The sequence below is a fragment of the Shewanella sp. ZOR0012 genome (assembly GCF_000798835.1).
GTDB classification, from domain to species: Bacteria; Pseudomonadota; Gammaproteobacteria; order Enterobacterales; family Shewanellaceae; genus Shewanella; species Shewanella xiamenensis.
The window spans coordinates 3,729,717-3,748,384 of record NZ_JTLE01000094.1; the positions used below are offsets into that span (position 1 = coordinate 3,729,717).

Below are 18,668 nucleotides of genomic sequence, written 5' to 3' on the forward strand. Positions count from 1 at the left end.
ATTGCAGGCACAGTGCGTAATATTCGCAGTCAACCGGCTTACACTCCTTTTTATGCGTTAAATGAGCGTGATAGGGCGAGACTGATGTATCTCACCGATATTGATATTGCGCCAGAAGGACAGGATTTACCCACGGGAATGGCCCTTGAGGTACTGCTGCCATGAGTGCTCAACAGGCTTCAGCAGGGATATCCGTCGCTGGGACATCAGCGGCAGAAACATCAAGCGCGGCTTCTGAGTTTGCTATCGAAACCCGCGGCATGACCCGCGCCTTTGGCGGCATCAATGCGGTCGAAGATCTCGATTTAGCTATCCCTAAGGGCACGATTTATGGATTTTTAGGCCCCAATGGTTGCGGTAAATCGACCTCCATTCGGATGTTGACAGGGCTGCTTAGCCCAACCTCGGGGGATATTCGGGTGCTGGGCGAAACCTTGCCCGGCGCCGAGGAAAAACTGCGCCGCCGCATTGGCTATATGACGCAAAAATTCTCTCTCTACGACAATTTGTCGGTGCGGGAAAACCTCGAGTTTGTGGCACAAATTTATGGGCTGAATCGTCGCCAAACCAAGGCGCGTTTGGCCGAGTTATTAAGCCTTTACGATTTGGCGGGGCGCGAGAAGCAAATGGCGGGCTCCATGAGTGGCGGGCAAAAGCAGCGTTTAGCCTTAGCCGCCGCGACCTTGCATCACCCCGAGCTGTTATTTCTCGATGAGCCGACGTCGGCGGTGGACCCTGAAAATCGCCGCGAGTTTTGGGAACGGCTGTTCGATCTCTGTGCCCAAGGCACCACGATTTTAGTCTCGACTCACTATATGGATGAGGCCGAGCGTTGTCATGGTCTCGCGATTTTAGAGCGTGGGATAAAACGTGCCGACGGTTCGCCGCAACAATTAATGGCCGCCATGGGCGCGCGGGTGATTGAAGTATCGGGGGATGATTTACGCACACTAAAACAATCACTCATAAGCGACGCTAACGTGTTATCGGCGGCGCAGATTGGCAGCCGTTTACGGGTATTAGTGCAAAGTTCGATTGCAGATCCGCTGGCTTGGTTAAGCCCAAGGGTTGCTGGGCGGGCACTGACCGAGGTGCGCCCAAGCCTTGAGGATGTGTTTGTGACTTGTACGGGCGGACGTGCCCAACTGGCGCCGCCGATCGGCAGTCAGGCCACGACAGTGGAGACTCAAGATGCTAGGTAGAATTTGGGCCGTGGTGGTCAAAGAACTCAGACAGTTATCGCGGGATCGCATGACCTTCGGCATGATAGTGGTGATCCCCTTAGTGCAGTTGATGCTGTTTGGCTATGCTATCAATACCGATGCGCGTCATTTGCCCGCAGGTTTAGTTAATTTAAGTGATTCAGCCTATAGCCGTGCTTTAGTTAAAGCGGTAGAAGCGACCCAAGCAGTTGATTTTAAATATCACTATTTGAATATTGCCGAGGCGGAAGCGGCGATCACCCGCGGCGAAGTGAAAGCCGTGCTGTATTTAGGTGCCGATCTTGACGAGCGTTTAGTGCGGCATCCAGCGTTTGCGGGGCAGACCTATTTTGCCGAGCCTGTTGGTCAATGGTTGGTGGATGGCTCGGATACCGTGGTCGCCTCTACCATTCGCAGTTTAAGGCAAATGCCGCTGGATGAAATAGCGGGCAGGGCGGTCAAATCCAATCCCCCCAGTTTTGAGGTGGTGCAGTATTTTAACCCTGAGCAGCGATCTGTGGTGAATATCGTCCCCGGCCTCTTAGGGGTCATTTTGACTATGACCATGGTGATGTTTACCTCGGCCGCGATTGTGCGCGAACGCGAGCAGGGCAATATGGAGTTTTTAATCACCACGCCGGTGAGGCCACTTGAGCTAATGCTAGGTAAAATAACCCCTTATGTGTTAGTCGGCTTTGTGCAATTGGCGATTATTCTTACCGCTGGGCATTTGCTGTTTGCTGTGCCGATTAGCGGCGGTTTGGACTCGATTGCGCTGGCGGCCATGTTGTTTATCTGCGCCAGTTTGACCTTAGGCCTAGTGATTTCGACCATCGCGAAAACCCAGTTACAGTCGATGCAAATGACGGTGTTTATCCTGCTGCCATCGATTTTGTTGTCGGGTTTTATGTTCCCCTACGAGGCCATGCCCGTAGCGGCGCAGTGGATTGCCGAGGCGTTACCCGCGACGCACTTTATGCGTATGTCCCGCGCGATTGTGCTGAGGGATGCCCAGGTGAGTGACTTGCAATTTGATGCCTTGTGGATGATTGGTTTTACCTGCTTGGGGCTGCTGGTGGCAAGCCTGCGCTTTTCCAAACGTTTGGATTAAGGGGCTGACTCACGCTTTAGGCGCGAGTTTTGATTTAACGCAAATTATGCGTAAAGATTTGGACTAAGTAGTTGAAATGGATGTTAGTTACTTTAGAACTCGCTTACACTGCTGCTAACAAAATGTTCCTTTTATGTGATGGCTTAGTGTGTCCCTTCGCGCGATTTATGCAGACCGATTTGTGTAAATCGATACCTGAGGTTATCAGCTCAGTGAATGTGAAGGCCTATTCGGCTGAGAAGCGCGATGCGTATCAACGTTACATCATACGCAAAAGGAATAGAGATTTAGCTTAGCGAAGGAATTCTGTATGCCTGCGATTGTGTGTCAAAGTGCCCTCGAAGCGGTTTCACTGATCCAAAGTGGCGAAACCCTGTGGACCCATTCCATGGGCGCAACTCCAAAAGTCTTATTAGATGCGCTGGCAAAACATGCGCTCACCCTTGAAAATCTCACTTTATTACAGTTACATACCGAAGGTGCTGAATCCTTAAGTCATCCCGATTTACGTGGGCATTTACGCCATCGCTGTTTTTTCGGTGGGGTGCCTACAAGGCCATTATTACAAAGTGGCGATGCCGATTATGTGCCGATTTTCCTCTCTGAAGTGCCTAAACTGTTCCGCTCCGGCGAGCAAAAAATCGATACCGCGATTATCCAAGTGTCGCCACCCGATAAACATGGCATGTGTTCCTTAGGAATTTCGGTGGAGGCCACTTTAGCCGCCTGCCAAGTGGCGGGTAAAATCATTGCCCATATTAATCCACAAATGCCCCGCACCCACGGCGATGGTTTTATTCATATCGACCGTTTTGCCGCCGTGTATGAGCAAAGCGCCAGTTTACCCATTCATTCGTTTGCCACTGGCGATGCTGTGAGTCTGGCGATAGGGAAAAATGTGGCTGAATTAGTCCGCGATGGTGATTGTTTGCAGATGGGGATTGGCGCGATTCCCGATGCGGTATTGTCCTGCCTGACCGAGCACAAAGACTTAGGCGTGCATACCGAATTGTTTTCCGACGGGATTTTGCAATTAGTTGAAAAGGGCGTGATTAACAATAGTAAAAAGCGCTTTTACCCCGGAAAACTGGTTACAGGTTTTGCCTTAGGTAGCCAGAAGTTATACGACTATGTGGATGATAATCCTGCGGTTATCTTTATGGATATCGAGCAAGTTAACGACACGTCTATTATCCGTAAAAACCCCAATGTAATGGCGATTAACTCGGCGCTTCAGGTCGATCTCACCGGGCAAGTGTGTGCCGATTCCATTGGCACTAAGATTTATTCGGGCGTGGGTGGCCAGATGGACTTTATCCGCGGCGCGGGGCTGTCCGAAGGTGGCCGCTCTGTGATTGCGCTGCCAAGTACGGCCTCTGGAGGTCGAGTTTCTCGCATCGCTAGCGTGTTATCTCCTGGGGCGGGGGTGGTAACTACCCGCGCCCATGTTCATTACATAGTGACCGAATATGGCGCGGCGAATCTTCGTGGCCGCTCGCTACGTGAACGGGCACAAGCCTTGATTAATATCGCCCATCCGGATTTTCGTGAGCAACTTTGCCGCGATGCCTTTGAAGTGTGGGGATTAAGTCTGTAGCTTTATCAATCCGTTACTCCTGAGTGCCGAGTTTGCGACTCCGTAGGCTCGGTACGCGGCTAAGCGCCAGCTATTATTCCGATTGTGGGATATTCGACACCCTCAATGTTTTGCCATGCCCAGGCGATTTAATCTGGTCAGTATGAATCGAATGGTTAAAAATCATTTTTAACTATTTGATAGTTAAGGTCATTAATGGCTTAATGACAGGAAGTTTGTCAATGTTGTACACCTTAGAGGAGACGACCTCACTCTAACAAAGTTTTGTTAAGGCCCTCCAAGACAATCTCTATCCGGCCGAGTTTTATCAACTGCTTAGCCAACCAATACTCTTTATCTTGAGTGAGAGTAGCACTGGGGCGCCCGAGGCGGGTGAAGGTGCGATGGCTATCGGCATCACCCAGTGGTATGTCCCCCTCGAGGATGGCTGTGATCATTCTTTTATGCCGATTTTCACATCTCAAACCGCCGTTGATAAGGCCATCGAATTGATGAAGAGCGAAGGCACTGAGCACCATGGGTGATGACGCTCGATGCAGAGACGCTGTTCCAAGTGCTGCTGCAATCGGGAAGCGATATGGCGCTGAACCCTAACAGCAATATGTCGAAATCCTCAGATGCACACGAAGTGCGCTTGATGTTGTCATCGCTGCTCGAGTTGGCTGAACACCTGGGGCGCTCTCGTTATTTGGCTATATCAAGCTCCATGAGTATCTCCATTTCGCGCAGATCAAAGGGTTACTGTCGAACTATAAAGCCGTCGTGAAAGCTTATCTGCTGGAGTCTTTACGCTTGGATTTTATGAGAAGTACGTCGGACCACGCCTTAAGCCCTGTCATCCATTTACGCGCTAAAAACTCAGAGGATATTAATCGTATCCGCGGGATGTGAAATTGCTTGAGCGTCAACTGAAGCGGGGCAGCTGGCCTATTAAGGTACACCATTTACATAGCAACAGCGTTGAGTCTATCACTACATTTTGCCAAGCCAAGAGTGTGCATTTTTACTGTCGCTCACTGCTGACGAGTATCAAAGGTTGGTTTAAGTGAGGTGTTTTAGGGATAAGAGCGTGGGGTTATCTCTTTGTGTGATGAACGTTCGGACTGCTTAGCAAATAAATCGACCTTAAAAGGCGTAAATCAGTCAATGGATGACATTGAATTAACCGCATATTTAACTCAGCGAGTGTTATCAATAGCTTAAGTTCAATACGGGTGACAGGGAGTATCAATGTGTGAGGACGCTTTATGTGCTTTCAGAGGACGAGTTGCAAGCGATTCAACAGCGCTTACCCGAGGATGACTTTAGCGAGTGGGAAGCCATAGTGGGGCAAATACGTTCGATATTTTCTGAATGCCTACAGCTGTTTACTCAGACTGAAGTGTATCAAGCGATACCTAAGACCGATGACTTTATTGCTTTTAGTATCGACAATGATGAAGAACTGCCAGATATTTTGTCGCCATCAGTCTTGTTGTGATGATATAAAGTATTGTTTTAATAAGTATATTTATCTTTTTAATCGAATGCAGTTGCTCTCTACGATTTCTCTTTCTTCTGACTTCCACAATATACTCTTGATTTAAATGTTATACATATAATGTATTTTACCAATTGGTTAACTAGGTCAATAAACGGCCATGGGAAAATTATTACAATTGCACTGGATTTGTTTACTCATCTTTAAAATTGATACGGGGTATTTAAATGGAAGGTTTGCGCCGCCTGCTAGGAAACATGACAGTAACCAATAAGTTAAGGCTTGGTTTTGGGATCTTGTTATTGCTGATATTTATTGTCGCAGCGGCTGGATACAGGGGACTTACCTCAATCGATATCAGTAGTCGTCGGTTAGAGTTTATTGCCAATGTCGATAAAACCTTGCTTGCGGCCAAGGCCGTGCGATTAGAATTTATCGCAAATGGCGATTTAACAAAATTAGATGAACTCCAGAGCTTAATTGAAAATACAAAAAGTGGTTTACAGCAACAATTGTCAGAGTATAGCGATGCCTACGATAGACAGTATCTTCAAGAATCATTAGTGGCGATGGAACGATATCATCAATCAATAAATCAGTTTAGTGATGTGTTTAAGCATAAACAGGCATTAAAAGTCACAGGTGCTCAAGTGGGAGCAAAGTTGGTTGCCACTTATGCGGAGTTGGTCGATAGAATGACCAACAAGGCCCAAGTGACCCAAAATACTGAATTATTAAAAGATGCCTTAAGTGTTAGCCAGCAAATGACCATGTTACGTTATCACATTCGAGGCTATGTCTATGATGCTAGTGATCTTAATTTAAAAACGGCAAAAGATGCGATTGCCAGATTATCTCAGACTATTGCCACTCTTAAGGGGGAAGATACTGCGCAAGCCATACAGATACTGGATCGGTATGACCAAGATATTGATGCGTTGGTCAATGTTAACCGTGATATGGCTAACCTAACACAGTCGATGGGCGAGGCTGCACAAACATTGATGGTGAATATTCGTGAATTAGTTGACATCCAAAAGCATCAGCGGGCAGACGCGGATGCTCAAGCCAAGGAGGTGGTACTTGGTACATTAATTGTTGCCTTGGTCGTCGGTCCCTTACTGGCTTGGTTAATCAGTGGACAAATTGTTGGGCCACTTAAACAAACCCTTGTTACAGCAAGAAAAATTGCCGAAGGTGATTTAAGTAGCACTATTCACTCAGAGCGTCAGGATGAGATGGGAGAACTATTGCGTGCCATGGATGAAATGAATAGCACCCTTAGGCAAATGTTGGCACAAATAGGTGATAGCGTGGTGCAGTTGGCTTCATCGGCTGAGGTGCTTTCTTCGGTCACAGTACAAAATAGTGTGGGGATGCAAAATCAGCGTAGTGAAACTGACCAAGTCGCTACCGCGATTAATGAAATGGCTGCGACAGTACAAGAGGTCTCAACGAGTGCTGAAAATGTTGCATTAGCCGCTAAAGAGGCGGATCACACCACTGCGGTAGGTAATAAAAAAGTTATCGAAGCGGTTAGCCAAATCGAACTTTTAGCCAAGGAAATAGCGACCACTGCACATGCAATGGAGCGCTTACAATCGGAAAGTGACAGTATTGGTGCCGTCCTTGATGTGATCAAATCGGTTGCACAGCAGACTAATTTACTCGCACTAAATGCGGCCATTGAAGCTGCAAGGGCTGGTGAGGCGGGACGGGGATTTGCAGTGGTGGCCGATGAAGTGCGAAGCCTTGCGAGCCGCACACAATCCTCTACCGAAGAAATTGAAAATATGATTGTTAACTTGCAAAAAGGGACATCGGAGTCGGTACAAATGATGACCAAAAGCCGAACATTGAGTGATGGTGCAGTGTCATTATCCCGCGAAGCCGGTGAGATGTTAGTGGATATTGCCGTTGCGGTTAGCCGTATTCAGGATATGACACATCAAATCGCTGCAGCCTCGGAAGAACAAAGCGCGGTGGCAGAAGATATTAATAAAAGTATCGTGAGAGTGAGGGATATTGCCGAACAAACCGCTGATGGCGCAGCAGAAACAGCAAGCTCCGCCGATAATCTTGCTAGCCTTGGCGTTACGCTAAAAGGATTAGTAACACGTTTTCAGCTATAGGTTCGACTGATCTTATTCGTGAGTATTACTGACTATGACAAACAGGCCGTAGATATCCTTAATGTGATGATTTATAGCATTTAAATTTCTACGGCCTACTTCTTATGTTAGTAGGCCATAATTTCTAGTTGCTCGACGATCTGGTTGCCTTGCTCAAGCCCTACATGATTCACAATCTTCGCTTTAATTAACTCAACATAGTTTGGCTGGATATTGTCGTCATCATCAAAAAGAGCGTCGCCTGCGTCGGAGATTAGTGCTGCTAACGCATTAAAACAGCGAGACATTTGGGCTAAATCGGTAAAAAGTAGGTTGGGCTTCCAACCACATGCGCCATGGCGAGCGAAAAGAATGTGTTCATCCTTTAAATGATAAATTAAGGGATCGCCATAGGAGCTTGCCAGTACTAGCCAATTATCATCCCAAGTAAGCTCCCGCGCTTGGGTGATACCATGCCAGCGATAACCCATTTGAAAATCGATGAGGTCTTCAAATCTTGGAAATTCAAATAGGGCAAAACCGATGTCGAGTTGGCGTGAGTCTGGTATCTCTGTGCTAAAAAAGGGCTTTAATGCTGATGGGATAATCAAGTCCATCGTGATTACATTCCGTTGTCGCAAACAATGAGCTGATTGTTACGCGGTACATGTGTTACCCGCCGTGATTAAGCTATTTCCCCATGCACTCTGCGAGTAATTTAATAAAAAACTCGCTACCTTTACGTTCACAAAATTGAATATTGCGCTCGGGGATGGACTCGGGGTCATTGTAGTTAGCCAGGGCTAACTCCATACTGGCTTCGCGAATAATATGCAGGGTTGGGTAGGGCGCGCGGTTGGTAAAATTGGCGGCCGAGTCCTGTGGTTCATCCTCAAAACAATAGTCGGGATGAAAATGCGCGAGCTGATAAATCCCTTCATAGTCGTTGTCGAATAAGGCGTCGTTCGCCATATCGACGAGATCGAGGTAAGTGTAAAAGCCCTCAAATCCCCGCGGCAGAATAAACAGCGAGGTTTCGTGCTCTGGGTGCGCATCCAGGTATTGGCATTCTTCAATCAATGCCTTAAGCACTAGCTTGACTTTGGTTTGTTCAACAACAAGATAGCGAATACTGCCGCGCTCGACCTCACGTCTGGCGAAGGGGCAAATATTGTATTTCATGATCACTTTTTTCACCCAGTTATCGGTTTGTTCAATGATCAGATCTATCTCATTCATGCTAGTGCTTAACTCTTACGGCCAAAATTAGGGGGCGATCATAGGGATGATAGACGCCACAAGCAAGATGGCCATAGTGATATTAAAGATCTTCTGCTGGCGTTCGTTTTTCAAAATACGTTTAAGTGCTACACCAAACCCAAGCCAGACCACGGCACAGGGAAAAGCCACACATAAAAACACTGTGGCAATAGTAACCACTTGAGGTGTGAGATCCTGTTGTACCGAGGTAAAAGTGGCAATCGCGCCTACGGCCATAATCCAGCCTTTAGGATTAACCCATTGAAATGCCGCGGCTTGCAGAAAACTAAAAGGTTTAGCGATGCTCTTGCCCTCCATCTTGCTACTGCTATTGGCTATCAACCATGACAGGTACAGAAGGTATACAATCCCAATGACTTTAATCACTTGGTGGATAATCGGGTAGGCTTGAAATAGGGCGCTTAAGCCTAGGCCGATGGCGAGGATCATGGTAGGAAAGCCAAGGCTAATCCCCATCAGATGCGGAATACTGCGTTTAACGCCAAAGTTGACCCCTGAGGTCATCAGCATAATATTGTTAGGCCCAGGAGTGATCCCCGATGAAAAGGCAAACAATGCGATAGCCAGTATTAACTCCATAGATAAATTCCACACCTTTTATATATTGTCATTTTTGGCATTGTAATAGGGATATTACTCTCGAATTTAAGCGCCGAGGTATTACTATCACTGACGTTGAGCGAGGCATTCTAGCGGGTAAATTGAATCGCGCCTATACGCTGTACGGGCTTTATAAAGTAACAAATCATAACTATGTGGTGCACACTAAGGTTTCTGAGCAATATAAGTGCCGCGGTTGCCGAACGTTGCAATTTAACACTATGATGAATATCGACTTTCAGTCTGAGAAATAGCAACTATCCTTAAGCTGTAAAAATTGCCATAAGGGAAAGAGCATGTATTTACCACAAAAAATAAGACGTGTACTGACAATTGTAAGCTTGAGTTTGCTAGGTCTTACCGCCTGTGTAAGTGTGAACGATGATTCGCAAGCGCTACGAACTACTGTCGTAACTTCGGGGGATTTGAGTCAATTACCGCCGAGCGCCATGACCTATAGTTGGCATCCCACACTACAGAAGATCTTTGTTGACCGCAGGCTCGATCAACAACAAGTCTTACAACATATGCAGGACACACTTAAAAAAGTGCTGCTGACAAAAGGTTATCGCTGGGTTGAAGACCCGCAACTGGCGGACTTTCAAGTGGGGTTCGGCATCGCCATGGGCACACAAATGTCGGATGAGCAGATACTTGCCGCCGCAGGCTTAGTGCCTGGCCTGTCGAATCAAGGTGTTGATCTTAAAAAATACGATAAAGGCTCAGTGTTGATTAGCTTTTTTAAGCCAACGGGCATTGCGGGTCAGCCTTATGAGATGGTATGGCGAGTTCTTGGCCAAGGCTTTGCCAATATTAAGGATATGGACGAAGTCAAAGCCCGCTTCGATGGCTCAATCGAGGAAATGCTACTATCGCTGCCCGCCACCCATGCGGTGCAATAGGGCGGATATTTTGGCGCAGTAATCAGTACAGTCTTAAGGTGAGTCAGATGCTCGCCTAAAGAGCTCGCTGGAACACGAGTTTAGGATGTCGCAATGATAGACTAGACAATTCAGTTAGCTATTTACTTACCTATCTACAGATGACAGGTATTTTTACCGGACTAGGATGTACGTCCGCAGAGGACTTATAAAGGGAGATTATGATGGCACAAAGTATCTTTGTTAATTTGGCGGTTGAAAGTGTTCAACAATCAAGGGCTTTTTACGCTGGTCTAGGGTTTGGCATCAATGATCAATACAGCAATGAGCAGGCTGCTTGCGTGGTGATCGCGGACAATATTTATGTGATGCTGCTGGCGAAGCCTTTTTTTTGCTGGTTTTACCGATAAGGTGATTGCCGATGCCATGCCACGACAGAGGTACTCAATTGCCTAGACTGTGACAGTCGAGAACGTGTCGACCAATTGGTAAAACTTGCTGAACTGCATGGTGGCAAAGCCTATCGTCAAGCTCAAGCTCAAGATCAAGGGTTTATGTACGGCCATGCGTTCGAAGATCCCGATGGACATATTTGGGAACTTGTCTATATGGAAGCGCAAGTTAGTTAGTACATTGCCTTTCAAGCCAAGCGTTGCTAAGCCAAGAATAGCGCGCGTTGTGTAGGGCTTCGCCTTAGCACAACGCGGCGCAAGCTAGTTGCTTAAGGATACACTCACTTCATAGGCGGTGAATTTGCGGATATTAATCACGCCCGTATCGAACAGTAAATATTGGCCTTTGATGCCCTGTAAAATTCCGCTGACCACGGCGTCTTTATCAAAATTGTGTGAGCTGATTTTTTTGGGGAAAACTTCAATCGGATAATGAATGGTTTGAATGTCTTCCTGCAATCGCTCGATGCTGTAATCGCCTTTTTGCATAGCGATTTCATGCAGTTTAGCTTCGATGTGAGGGATCAGTTCCGCAGCCTTAGCGTTCAAATCGATATCATCGGCATGGCCCTTTAACATGGCTTGCCAGTGCGTTTTATCGTTGATGAGCTTGGCTAATTCCACTTCTACTAAACCCGAGATTTGTCGTGTCGACACTTTGAAAATCGGTAAACCTTGGGTGGCGCCTTGATCTATCCAGCGGGTGGGCAATTGTGTGTGGCGGGTGATGCCGACCTTAATGCCTGAAGTATTGGATAGATAAACATAATGCGGCACAAAACAATGGCTTTGCGCCCACTCTGGCTCCCGGCAAGTACCTTGGTCAAAGTGACAGGTTTCGGGCTTCATGATGCACATATCGCAACTGGCGAGCTTTTGCATACACACAAAGCAATGGCCTTGCGAATAGCTTTTTTTGGTCTTGTTGCCACAGTTACAGCAGAAGATGTTACCCGTGTGGGTAAGTGTCAGTGGCTTGCCAATTAAGGGATTCAGTGGCAGCAACTCGTCGCCAACAACCAGTTGATACTGTACTTGTTGCGCCTCATCTAAGTGTGCGTGCAGCTTTTTTAGCGTTCCTAACATAGGTGTTCCTAGTTTTTATTGTGTCACTGGGTTGGGCAAGGCTTCCCAGCGCACTTATGCATTCGTCATTGCTTGGTGTGCAGTATACAAGATTATCTAGTTGAGTTTAGATAGGAATTTTCGATTGATACCCCAACTTGATTTAAATGTACGGCGGTTAACGGGGGCCAATGAACTGTCAATTAACTCGTGGTGAGTGCGTCAGTTTGTTATTCACTTGTAGGTTATTTTGGACAAGCGTCCAGCATCTCGGTAATCTTGTCATCCTTTTTAATCATTGAGACAGTATCTTGCCTGCCAATTTTTTACTCCTGCTCGCCGCTGCCATTTGGGGCTTTGGTTTTGTCGCGCAAACCTTAGGAATGGAGCATTTATCGCCCTTTGCATTCAACGGGCTACGTTTCTTAATTGGTACGCTGTCACTCGTTCCACTGGTGTGGTACTTGGCTCGGCAAGGTAAAATTCATCTCGGTACACCTAAAGATTTTGCCATTGGCTGCGTGGCGGTAGGCGGATTGCTGTTTGCTGGCGCCTCATTGCAACAGGTTGGGCTGCTGTATACCACCGCGGCCAATGCGGGCTTTATCACTGGGCTTTATATCGTGTTAGTGCCGATTTTGGGGCTGGCGCTGAAACATGCTACTGGCGCAAATACATGGTTGGGGTGTGCCGTTGCATTAGTGGGGCTGTATTTTTTAAGTATTAAAGACGGCTTTCATATTGGTTATGGCGATATGCTGCAATTGATTGGCGCGCTGTTTTGGGCTATGCACATTTTGGCGGTAGATCATTTTGCCAAGCGGATTTCGCCAGTGTTACTCGCCATGATGCAATTTTTGGTGTGCGGCGTATTAAGCCTGCTGGTGTCTGCGGCCATTGAGGTCACGACAGTCGATAAAGTGATTGCCGCCTGGGGCTCACTGGCCTATGCGGGGCTGATTTCAGTGGGTATTGCCTATACTTTGCAGGTGCTAGCGCAAAAGCATGCGCATCCTGCCCACGCGGCGATTATTTTGAGTTTAGAAACTGTGTTTGCGGCCATCGGCGGTATTTTGTTCCTTGGGGAGAGCTTAGGACTGCGCGCCTTGGTTGGCTGCGGTTTGATGCTGCTCGGTATGCTGATTTCACAAGTGCCGCTGCGTTATTTGATTAAGTCTCGGCACCAGAACGTTAGCTAAGTCTCTATAAAAAAACGCCGCTGGCAGTGCCCGCGGCGTTTTTTGTTAAAAGTGTTGAAACCTAACGGCTGAGTTTATCCAGCACTAAGTCATCACCGAGGGCATAGAGGGATTGCATCAGTTGCTCCTCTTGAGCAAGGTCGGTCAAGCCTAAACCTATGGTGGCGCGAAAGAGGGCGATGCCAGTATGGCCAGCGGTTTCAAATTGACTGCTAAATTGCTCGATATTGATACCAAGCGCGGTGATCCGATTGGAGATATCCAGCACTAATCCGGGTCTGTCGTAGGACACTAAACTGTAGGTCAGCCGCTTAATGGGTTTGAGGGCGACTGAGGTTTTAGCATAGGTGAGGGTGAGCCCGTCGATACACTCTAAGGCTTCAATCAGTTCGTCCATTTTCAGGGAAGGCACTTCGAGTAACAAAATGGCGGCAAAAATCCCGTCGATATGGCGCAATTCTGAGTCGAGCCAATTGCCGCCATGGCGACTCACGGCGTGGGCGATTTGCTCTACTAGTCCTTTTCTATCAGGTGCTTGAAGCGTGATTAAATATCGTAGCATGGCGACTGACTCCTATTTTTTTGTAAAAGGCACCTGTTTTACAACGGGGTGTAACACAACTGTCATCTTTGCGTCATATAATTCAACGCACTTAGAATGAAGGGTGTTGTTATTGCTCAGTTTATGCTCAAACAGTGTAAGCATAGCATTTCGCAATTCCTAGCGAAAAAACTCACAGGCTTTAATAATAGAGGTTCTTAATGGAAAGTCAGGTCATTCAACCTGGTTCTGCGCCGCACAGTATGCTGAAAGGCGGACGTTCAAGTCGCAGGGCATTTAAGGATAAAGCGGCTCAAATTGGGGTCACGATTGGCGGCACTATGGTGTTTGTCGCCTTATTGTTGATCTTCTTCTATTTGTTATACGTGATTAAACCCATTTTCGACAGCGCGGATGTGACTCCAGTAAAAAGCGTGAGTTATCAACATGCTGAAGTCGCGACCCTGATGGTCGGTGCTGATGAGCAAAATGAGGTAATGTATCGCGTAGCCGCCGATGGCCAAGTGGATTTCTACACTGTTGCCGATGGCAGCTTACTCTCCAGTTTTACCCCGCCATTACCTGCTGGTGTGAGCGTGACCAGCGCCGCGATTGCCGCGCCGAGTGAGCAACGTTTTGCCCTAGGTTTGAGTAACGGCCAAGCCCTAATCGTGGGCATTGAGTTTGGGTTAAGCTATCCCAATAATAAACGTCTTATCACGCCAAAACTGCGTTATAGCGCAGGTGAAACGCCGATCACGATTGATGAATCTGGTAGTGCTATCAACCATTTAGCCTTTAGTTTCAGTAGCGATAAAATCACCTTTGCCTACCAAGATAATAATGGCATTTGGCGTTTAAGCCGTCTTGAAGGTCAAGAAAACATGATGACCGAAGAGATTGAGTGGACAACGACGAGTGCACTGCTCCCTGATGCCCCTAAAAAGGCGGCGCACCAATTAATGACCCCTGATCAACGCCAACTGATGTTGCAGATGGGCAATAAGGTGTTTGTTTACAATATTCGTGACATTGAAAATATCGATTTAATTCAAGTTATCGATGCCGAAAAGGACAAGTCTAAGGTTAATAATATTGCCTTGCTCGCAGGTGCTAGCTCGATTTTAGTGAGTTATGACAGCGGTGTGGTAACCCAGTACTTCCAAGTAAATGGTCCAAAAGGCCGTTTATATAAAGAAATTCGTGAGTTTTCGGGCTTACCACCTGTTGCCTCTATGGCTTCTGAGTTTTACCGTAAAAGTTTTGCTGTGGTGAGCCCCGAAGGCGAGCTATCACTGCTTTACACCACCAGTGAGCGTGAACTGTTTGATAAAACCTTTGACCTTAAAAATCCGGGAGCCATGGGGTTTAGCCCACGTTCAAATGGCTTAGTCGTTGAAGCGAACAACCAACTGAATATCTTCCACGTCGAAAACGCTCATCCCGAGGTATCTTGGAGCGCGTTGTGGAATAAGGTGTGGTACGAAGGTTACCCTGAGCCAAAATTTGTGTGGCAATCCACCTCGGGCAGTGATGACTTTGAAGCCAAGCTGAGCTTAATGCCATTGGCCTTTGGCACCATGAAGGCCGCATTTTACGCCATGTTATTTGCTGTACCATTAGCGATTGCAGGCGCGATTTATACCGCTTACTTTATGTCGCCTAAGGTGCGCGGCATTGTTAAGCCAACCATCGAAATCATGGAAGCTTTACCGACGGTTATCTTAGGTTTCCTCGCAGGACTTTGGTTAGCTCCGCTGATTGAAGAACACTTGCCGGGCATCTTAGTGCTGCTGATCTTGCTGCCGACCTCGATTTTGCTTTCAGCCTATTCTTGGAGCAAGTTACCCGGTAAATGGAAACAACGTTTACCTGAAGTCTATCAGGAGCTGATGCTGATCCCGGTTATCTGCTTTGTGGGTTGGTTCTCCTTTGCCATCAGTCCGATGATTGAAGTGGCATTGTTTGATGGTAACACTCGCCAATTTATCACTAACGAATTAGGCATCACCTTCGACCAACGTAACGCGCTGGTGGTGGGGATCGCCATGGGCTTTGCGGTGATCCCAACCATTTTCTCGATTGCCGAAGATGCGATTTTCTCTGTGCCTCGCCACCTGTCTAACGGCAGTTTGGCCTTGGGCGCAACGCCTTGGCAGACACTGACTCGGGTGGTCTTACTCACCGCAAGTCCGGGGATTTTCTCGGCGGTGATGATGGGCCTTGGCCGCGCTGTGGGTGAAACTATGATCGTACTGATGGCAACGGGTAACACCGCCATTATGGAATGGAGCGTGTTTGAAGGTATGCGGACATTAGCGGCTAACATTGCGGTAGAAATGCCTGAATCGGCAATTGGTAGCTCACATTATCGTGTGCTGTTCCTCGCAGCCTTTGTACTGTTCGTATTCACCTTCTTCTTTAACACCATTGCCGAAGTGGTAAGACAGCGTCTGCGTGACCGCTATAGCTCGCTGTAATGGAGATAAGATAATGATACTAAATACTATTTCGCCAATGACCTTGAGAGGTTTGTGCAATGGGTAAGTGGGTAAAATCAGGCTCGCCATGGATTTGGATGACGGGTGGCGCGGTGAGCATCAGTTTGATTGCAGTATTAGGTTTGTTACTGCTGATTGCATGGCGCGGATTAAGCTTTTTTTGGCCTGCGACGATTTATCAATGGGAACTTGAAGATAGCTCGGGTGTACGGTCAACCTTAATCGGTGAAATCTACGATAGGGAAGAAGTGCCAACCGAGCGCTTAACCGCCGCAGGCCATGTGTTTAAACAGCCACCCGGTGAGTTTGTGACCCGTTATTTAGTCAAGACCGGTAACCGTGAATTTGTGGGCCTAGATTTCCGCTGGATTTTAGCGACTGACATTATTAGCCGTAGTGAGCCAGCTGATGTCGCAATGCTTGAGCGGACGAAAAACGGTAATTTTTACGGTTACCCAGTAGCCGTGATTGAAAACGGTAAACGCTTAGAACTTAAAAACGATGCGCTTGAATCCTCCTTAATGGAGCATATTGAGCGCGCAGTCGCACTGTCTGACAAAGCCTTATCACTGCAAAAACAAGATATTGGCTCGATTAACTACAACATCGAAAAACTGCGTCTAAAAGAGCGCCGTTACGAGTTAGATGGTGAGCTGACCGATAGTCGCAAGCAGGAGTTAGCCGCGGCGAAACATTCGCTCGAACAAGACTATAAAGTACTCGAAAAACAGCTGTTTGCCCTGCGTGATGAAGCGGCTCGCGACGCTGTGATTGTACGCGATATGCGCGGTGTTGAGGTGGAACTTAAATTAGACACTGTGCTGGATGTCACCTACGTCAACCACTTAGGCTTGATGGGAAAAATCGGTAAATGGTTTGTCGGGGTTGGCCGTTTCCTGCTGGATGACCCACGCGAAGCCAACACTGAAGGGGGGGTATTCCCTGCAATTTTCGGCACAGTATTTATGGTGATCTTAATGGCCATTATTGTTACGCCATTTGGGGTGATTGCCGCGATTTACCTGCACGAATATGCCAAAAAAGGCCCAATTACTAAGATGATCCGCATTGCGGTAATCAACTTAGCGGGTGTGCCATCGATTGTGTACGGGGTGTTTGGTCTCGGGTTCTTCGTATACATGATGGGCGGCTCAATTGACCAACTGTTTTACGCCGAAGCATTACCATCACCGACCTTTGGTTCGCCAGGGGTGATTTGGTCGGCGCTGACCTTAGCGATTCTGACATTACCAGTGGTGATTGTATCGACCGAAGAAGGCTTAAGCCGTATTCCTAGCGCGGTGCGTCAAGGTAGTTTGGCACTGGGCGCGACTAAGGCCGAAACCCTATGGCGGATTGTGATCCCGATGGCAAGCCCTGCGATCATGACGGGTTTGATTTTAGCTGTGGCCCGCGCTGCTGGTGAGGTAGCACCGTTAATGCTGGTGGGTGTAGTGAAATTAGCACCGACATTGCCACTGGACTTAAACTTCCCGTTCGTGCATTTAGAACGTAAATTCATGCACTTAGGGTTCCATATTTATGATGTGGGCTTCCAGAGTCCTAACGTTGAAGCAGCACGTCCTCTGGTATACGCCACCTCCTTCTTGCTGGTAACAGTGATTGTGGCACTGAACTTAACCGCGATTAGTGTGCGTAACCACTTACGTGAAAAATATCGTTCGCTTGAGCATTAATCAGCGATTATCCTGAAAGTATTAGGACTGAATATGATTTCTATAGATTCGACAGCCATGAAAACCAATAACTTTGACTTAGCAAACTTGAGCCAGAACGATACCGCGCTGGAGATCCGCAACTTAGACCTGCGCTATGGCAATAAGCAAGCGCTATTCAATGTGTCGATGAAGATCCCAAAGAAGCAAGTTACGGCGTTTATCGGCCCCAGCGGTTGTGGTAAATCCACCTTATTGCGTTGCATTAACCGCATGAACGATCTGGTGGACAACTGCCATATCGACGGCGAGATTCTGCTGCACGGTCAAAATATTTATGACAAAAAGATCGACGTTGCTGCCCTGCGCCGCAACGTAGGTATGGTGTTCCAGCGTCCTAACCCATTCCCTAAGTCGATTTACGAAAACGTGGTTTATGGTCTGCGTCTGCAGGGCATTAACAACCGCCGTGAACTCGATGAAGCGGCGGAGCGTTCGCTACGCGGCGCGGCGATTTGGGATGAAGTGAAAGACCGCCTGCACGATAACGCCTTTGGCTTATCCGGTGGTCAGCAGCAACGTTTGGTGATTGCCCGTGCGATTGCCATTGAGCCAGAAGTATTACTGCTCGACGAACCTACTTCGGCACTCGACCCGATTTCAACCTTAACCATCGAAGAGCTGATAACCGAGCTTAAGACTAAGTACACAGTGGTTATCGTTACCCACAACATGCAACAGGCGGCGCGGGTGTCGGACCAAACGGCCTTTATGTATATGGGCGAATTGGTGGAATACGCCGATACCAACACCATTTTCACCACACCGAAAAAACGTAAGACCGAAGACTACATTACCGGCCGTTACGGTTAATCACCTTGCCCTTGGCAGTAGGTGATGTGAGTGATAAGCGATTAACGAAATAAGCCACCGCCTAGAACAGAGTTAAGCATTGCAAACTCCATCTAGGC

The 18,668-nt window shown here is 47.5% G+C and carries 18 protein-coding genes and 1 pseudogene; 14 read left to right on the top strand and 5 right to left on the bottom strand.

The window, feature by feature from the left end:
* From L976_RS23380 to L976_RS18000, 7 genes and pseudogenes are all read left to right on the top strand, one after another.
* A pseudogene (locus tag L976_RS23380) lies at positions 1-165 on the top strand (hemolysin D); the annotation flags it as partial.
* A gap of 95 nt (positions 166-260) precedes the next feature.
* Positions 261-1,202 (top strand): ABC transporter ATP-binding protein, encoded by a 942-nt coding sequence (locus L976_RS17975; protein ID WP_052184078.1) that lies wholly within the window; start codon positions 261-263, stop codon positions 1,200-1,202.
* Positions 1,192-2,313, top strand: coding sequence for an ABC transporter permease (locus L976_RS17980; protein WP_047538968.1), 1,122 nt, complete (start codon positions 1,192-1,194; stop codon positions 2,311-2,313). The genes L976_RS17975 and L976_RS17980 overlap by 11 nt, the downstream gene beginning before the upstream one ends.
* 310 nt (positions 2,314-2,623) lie before the next feature.
* Positions 2,624-3,910 carry an acetyl-CoA hydrolase/transferase family protein gene (locus L976_RS17985; protein WP_047538971.1) on the top strand — a complete coding sequence of 429 codons (1,287 nt, stop codon included), beginning with the start codon at positions 2,624-2,626 and terminating at the stop codon, positions 3,908-3,910.
* 338 nt (positions 3,911-4,248) lie between these two features.
* Positions 4,249-4,434, top strand: coding sequence for a hypothetical protein (locus L976_RS23670; protein WP_231570510.1), 186 nt, complete (start codon positions 4,249-4,251; stop codon positions 4,432-4,434).
* A 710-nt stretch (positions 4,435-5,144) separates the two neighbouring features.
* On the top strand, positions 5,145-5,390 hold the full coding sequence (locus L976_RS17995; protein WP_231570511.1) for a hypothetical protein: 246 nt from the start codon (positions 5,145-5,147) through the stop codon (positions 5,388-5,390).
* 257 nt (positions 5,391-5,647) lie between these two features.
* Positions 5,648-7,522 (top strand): methyl-accepting chemotaxis protein, encoded by a 1,875-nt coding sequence (locus L976_RS18000; protein ID WP_231570512.1) that lies wholly within the window; start codon positions 5,648-5,650, stop codon positions 7,520-7,522.
* Between the two features lie 107 nt (positions 7,523-7,629).
* Here the strand turns inward: L976_RS18000 and L976_RS18005 are convergent, their stop codons facing one another.
* The 3 genes from L976_RS18005 to L976_RS18015 form a co-directional block, all read right to left on the bottom strand.
* Positions 7,630-8,118 carry a hypothetical protein gene (locus L976_RS18005; protein WP_047538977.1) on the bottom strand — a complete coding sequence of 163 codons (489 nt, stop codon included), beginning with the start codon at positions 8,116-8,118 and terminating at the stop codon, positions 7,630-7,632.
* A gap of 73 nt (positions 8,119-8,191) precedes the next feature.
* The gene (locus tag L976_RS18010) at positions 8,192-8,740 is read right to left on the bottom strand and encodes a DUF1415 domain-containing protein (RefSeq protein ID WP_037416925.1); all 549 of its coding nucleotides are present in this window, start codon (positions 8,738-8,740) and stop codon (positions 8,192-8,194) included.
* Between the two features lie 27 nt (positions 8,741-8,767).
* Complete coding sequence (locus L976_RS18015; protein ID WP_011623319.1) at positions 8,768-9,361, bottom strand: LysE family translocator; 594 nt, start codon at positions 9,359-9,361, stop codon at positions 8,768-8,770.
* A 317-nt stretch (positions 9,362-9,678) separates the two neighbouring features.
* Between L976_RS18015 and L976_RS18020 the strand changes: the two genes are divergently transcribed.
* From L976_RS18020 to L976_RS23680, 3 genes are all read left to right on the top strand, one after another.
* Positions 9,679-10,284 carry a DUF4136 domain-containing protein gene (locus L976_RS18020; RefSeq protein WP_037416929.1) on the top strand — a complete coding sequence of 202 codons (606 nt, stop codon included), beginning with the start codon at positions 9,679-9,681 and terminating at the stop codon, positions 10,282-10,284.
* 203 nt (positions 10,285-10,487) lie between these two features.
* The gene (locus L976_RS23675) at positions 10,488-10,673 is read left to right on the top strand and encodes a VOC family protein (RefSeq protein ID WP_231570513.1); all 186 of its coding nucleotides are present in this window, start codon (positions 10,488-10,490) and stop codon (positions 10,671-10,673) included.
* Between the two features lie 75 nt (positions 10,674-10,748).
* Complete coding sequence (locus L976_RS23680; RefSeq protein ID WP_231570514.1) at positions 10,749-10,892, top strand: hypothetical protein; 144 nt, start codon at positions 10,749-10,751, stop codon at positions 10,890-10,892.
* A gap of 84 nt (positions 10,893-10,976) precedes the next feature.
* Here the strand turns inward: L976_RS23680 and L976_RS18030 are convergent, their stop codons facing one another.
* Positions 10,977-11,801 carry a DUF2797 domain-containing protein gene (locus tag L976_RS18030; protein ID WP_047538980.1) on the bottom strand — a complete coding sequence of 275 codons (825 nt, stop codon included), beginning with the start codon at positions 11,799-11,801 and terminating at the stop codon, positions 10,977-10,979.
* A gap of 290 nt (positions 11,802-12,091) precedes the next feature.
* Between L976_RS18030 and L976_RS18035 the strand changes: the two genes are divergently transcribed.
* Positions 12,092-12,979, top strand: coding sequence for a DMT family transporter (locus tag L976_RS18035; protein WP_047538987.1), 888 nt, complete (start codon positions 12,092-12,094; stop codon positions 12,977-12,979).
* 61 nt (positions 12,980-13,040) lie between these two features.
* On the opposite strand, the gene L976_RS18040 is transcribed toward L976_RS18035, so the two are convergent.
* Entirely contained in the window at positions 13,041-13,541 is a 501-nt protein-coding gene (locus L976_RS18040; protein ID WP_037416937.1) for a glycine cleavage system protein R, read from the bottom strand.
* Positions 13,542-13,741: 200 nt separating this feature from the next.
* On the opposite strand from L976_RS18040, the gene L976_RS18045 reads away from it, so the two are divergent.
* Genes L976_RS18045 through pstB form a run of 3 tightly spaced genes read left to right on the top strand, consistent with a single transcriptional unit; the run spans position 13,742 to position 18,570 of the window.
* Positions 13,742-16,000, top strand: a complete 2,259-nt coding sequence (locus L976_RS18045; RefSeq protein ID WP_047538995.1) for an ABC transporter permease subunit — start codon at positions 13,742-13,744, stop codon at positions 15,998-16,000.
* A 59-nt stretch (positions 16,001-16,059) separates the two neighbouring features.
* Positions 16,060-17,718, top strand: coding sequence for a phosphate ABC transporter permease PstA (gene pstA / locus L976_RS18050; RefSeq protein WP_037416941.1), 1,659 nt, complete (start codon positions 16,060-16,062; stop codon positions 17,716-17,718).
* A 33-nt stretch (positions 17,719-17,751) separates the two neighbouring features.
* Positions 17,752-18,570 (top strand): phosphate ABC transporter ATP-binding protein PstB, encoded by an 819-nt coding sequence (gene pstB / locus L976_RS18055; RefSeq protein WP_037416943.1) that lies wholly within the window; start codon positions 17,752-17,754, stop codon positions 18,568-18,570.
* Positions 18,571-18,668: the final 98 nt, after the last annotated feature.

Excerpts from the sequence above, each read along its gene's own strand:
- L976_RS17975 (WP_052184078.1), top strand. The coding sequence starts at position 261 with ATGACCCGCGCCTTTGGCGGCATCAATGCGGTCGAAGATCTCGATTTA.
- L976_RS17980 (WP_047538968.1), top strand. The coding sequence starts at position 1,192 with ATGCTAGGTAGAATTTGGGCCGTGGTGGTCAAAGAACTCAGACAGTTA.
- L976_RS17985 (WP_047538971.1), top strand. The coding sequence starts at position 2,624 with ATGCCTGCGATTGTGTGTCAAAGTGCCCTCGAAGCGGTTTCACTGATC.
- L976_RS18000 (WP_231570512.1), top strand. The coding sequence starts at position 5,648 with ATGACAGTAACCAATAAGTTAAGGCTTGGTTTTGGGATCTTGTTATTG.
- L976_RS18005 (WP_047538977.1), bottom strand. The coding sequence starts at position 8,118 with ATGGACTTGATTATCCCATCAGCATTAAAGCCCTTTTTTAGCACAGAG.
- L976_RS18010 (WP_037416925.1), bottom strand. The coding sequence starts at position 8,740 with ATGAATGAGATAGATCTGATCATTGAACAAACCGATAACTGGGTGAAA.
- L976_RS18015 (WP_011623319.1), bottom strand. The coding sequence starts at position 9,361 with ATGGAGTTAATACTGGCTATCGCATTGTTTGCCTTTTCATCGGGGATC.
- L976_RS18020 (WP_037416929.1), top strand. The coding sequence starts at position 9,679 with ATGTATTTACCACAAAAAATAAGACGTGTACTGACAATTGTAAGCTTG.
- L976_RS23675 (WP_231570513.1), top strand. The coding sequence starts at position 10,488 with ATGGCACAAAGTATCTTTGTTAATTTGGCGGTTGAAAGTGTTCAACAA.
- L976_RS18030 (WP_047538980.1), bottom strand. The coding sequence starts at position 11,801 with ATGTTAGGAACGCTAAAAAAGCTGCACGCACACTTAGATGAGGCGCAA.
- L976_RS18040 (WP_037416937.1), bottom strand. The coding sequence starts at position 13,541 with ATGCTACGATATTTAATCACGCTTCAAGCACCTGATAGAAAAGGACTA.
- L976_RS18045 (WP_047538995.1), top strand. The coding sequence starts at position 13,742 with ATGGAAAGTCAGGTCATTCAACCTGGTTCTGCGCCGCACAGTATGCTG.
- pstA (WP_037416941.1), top strand. The coding sequence starts at position 16,060 with ATGGGTAAGTGGGTAAAATCAGGCTCGCCATGGATTTGGATGACGGGT.
- pstB (WP_037416943.1), top strand. The coding sequence starts at position 17,752 with ATGATTTCTATAGATTCGACAGCCATGAAAACCAATAACTTTGACTTA.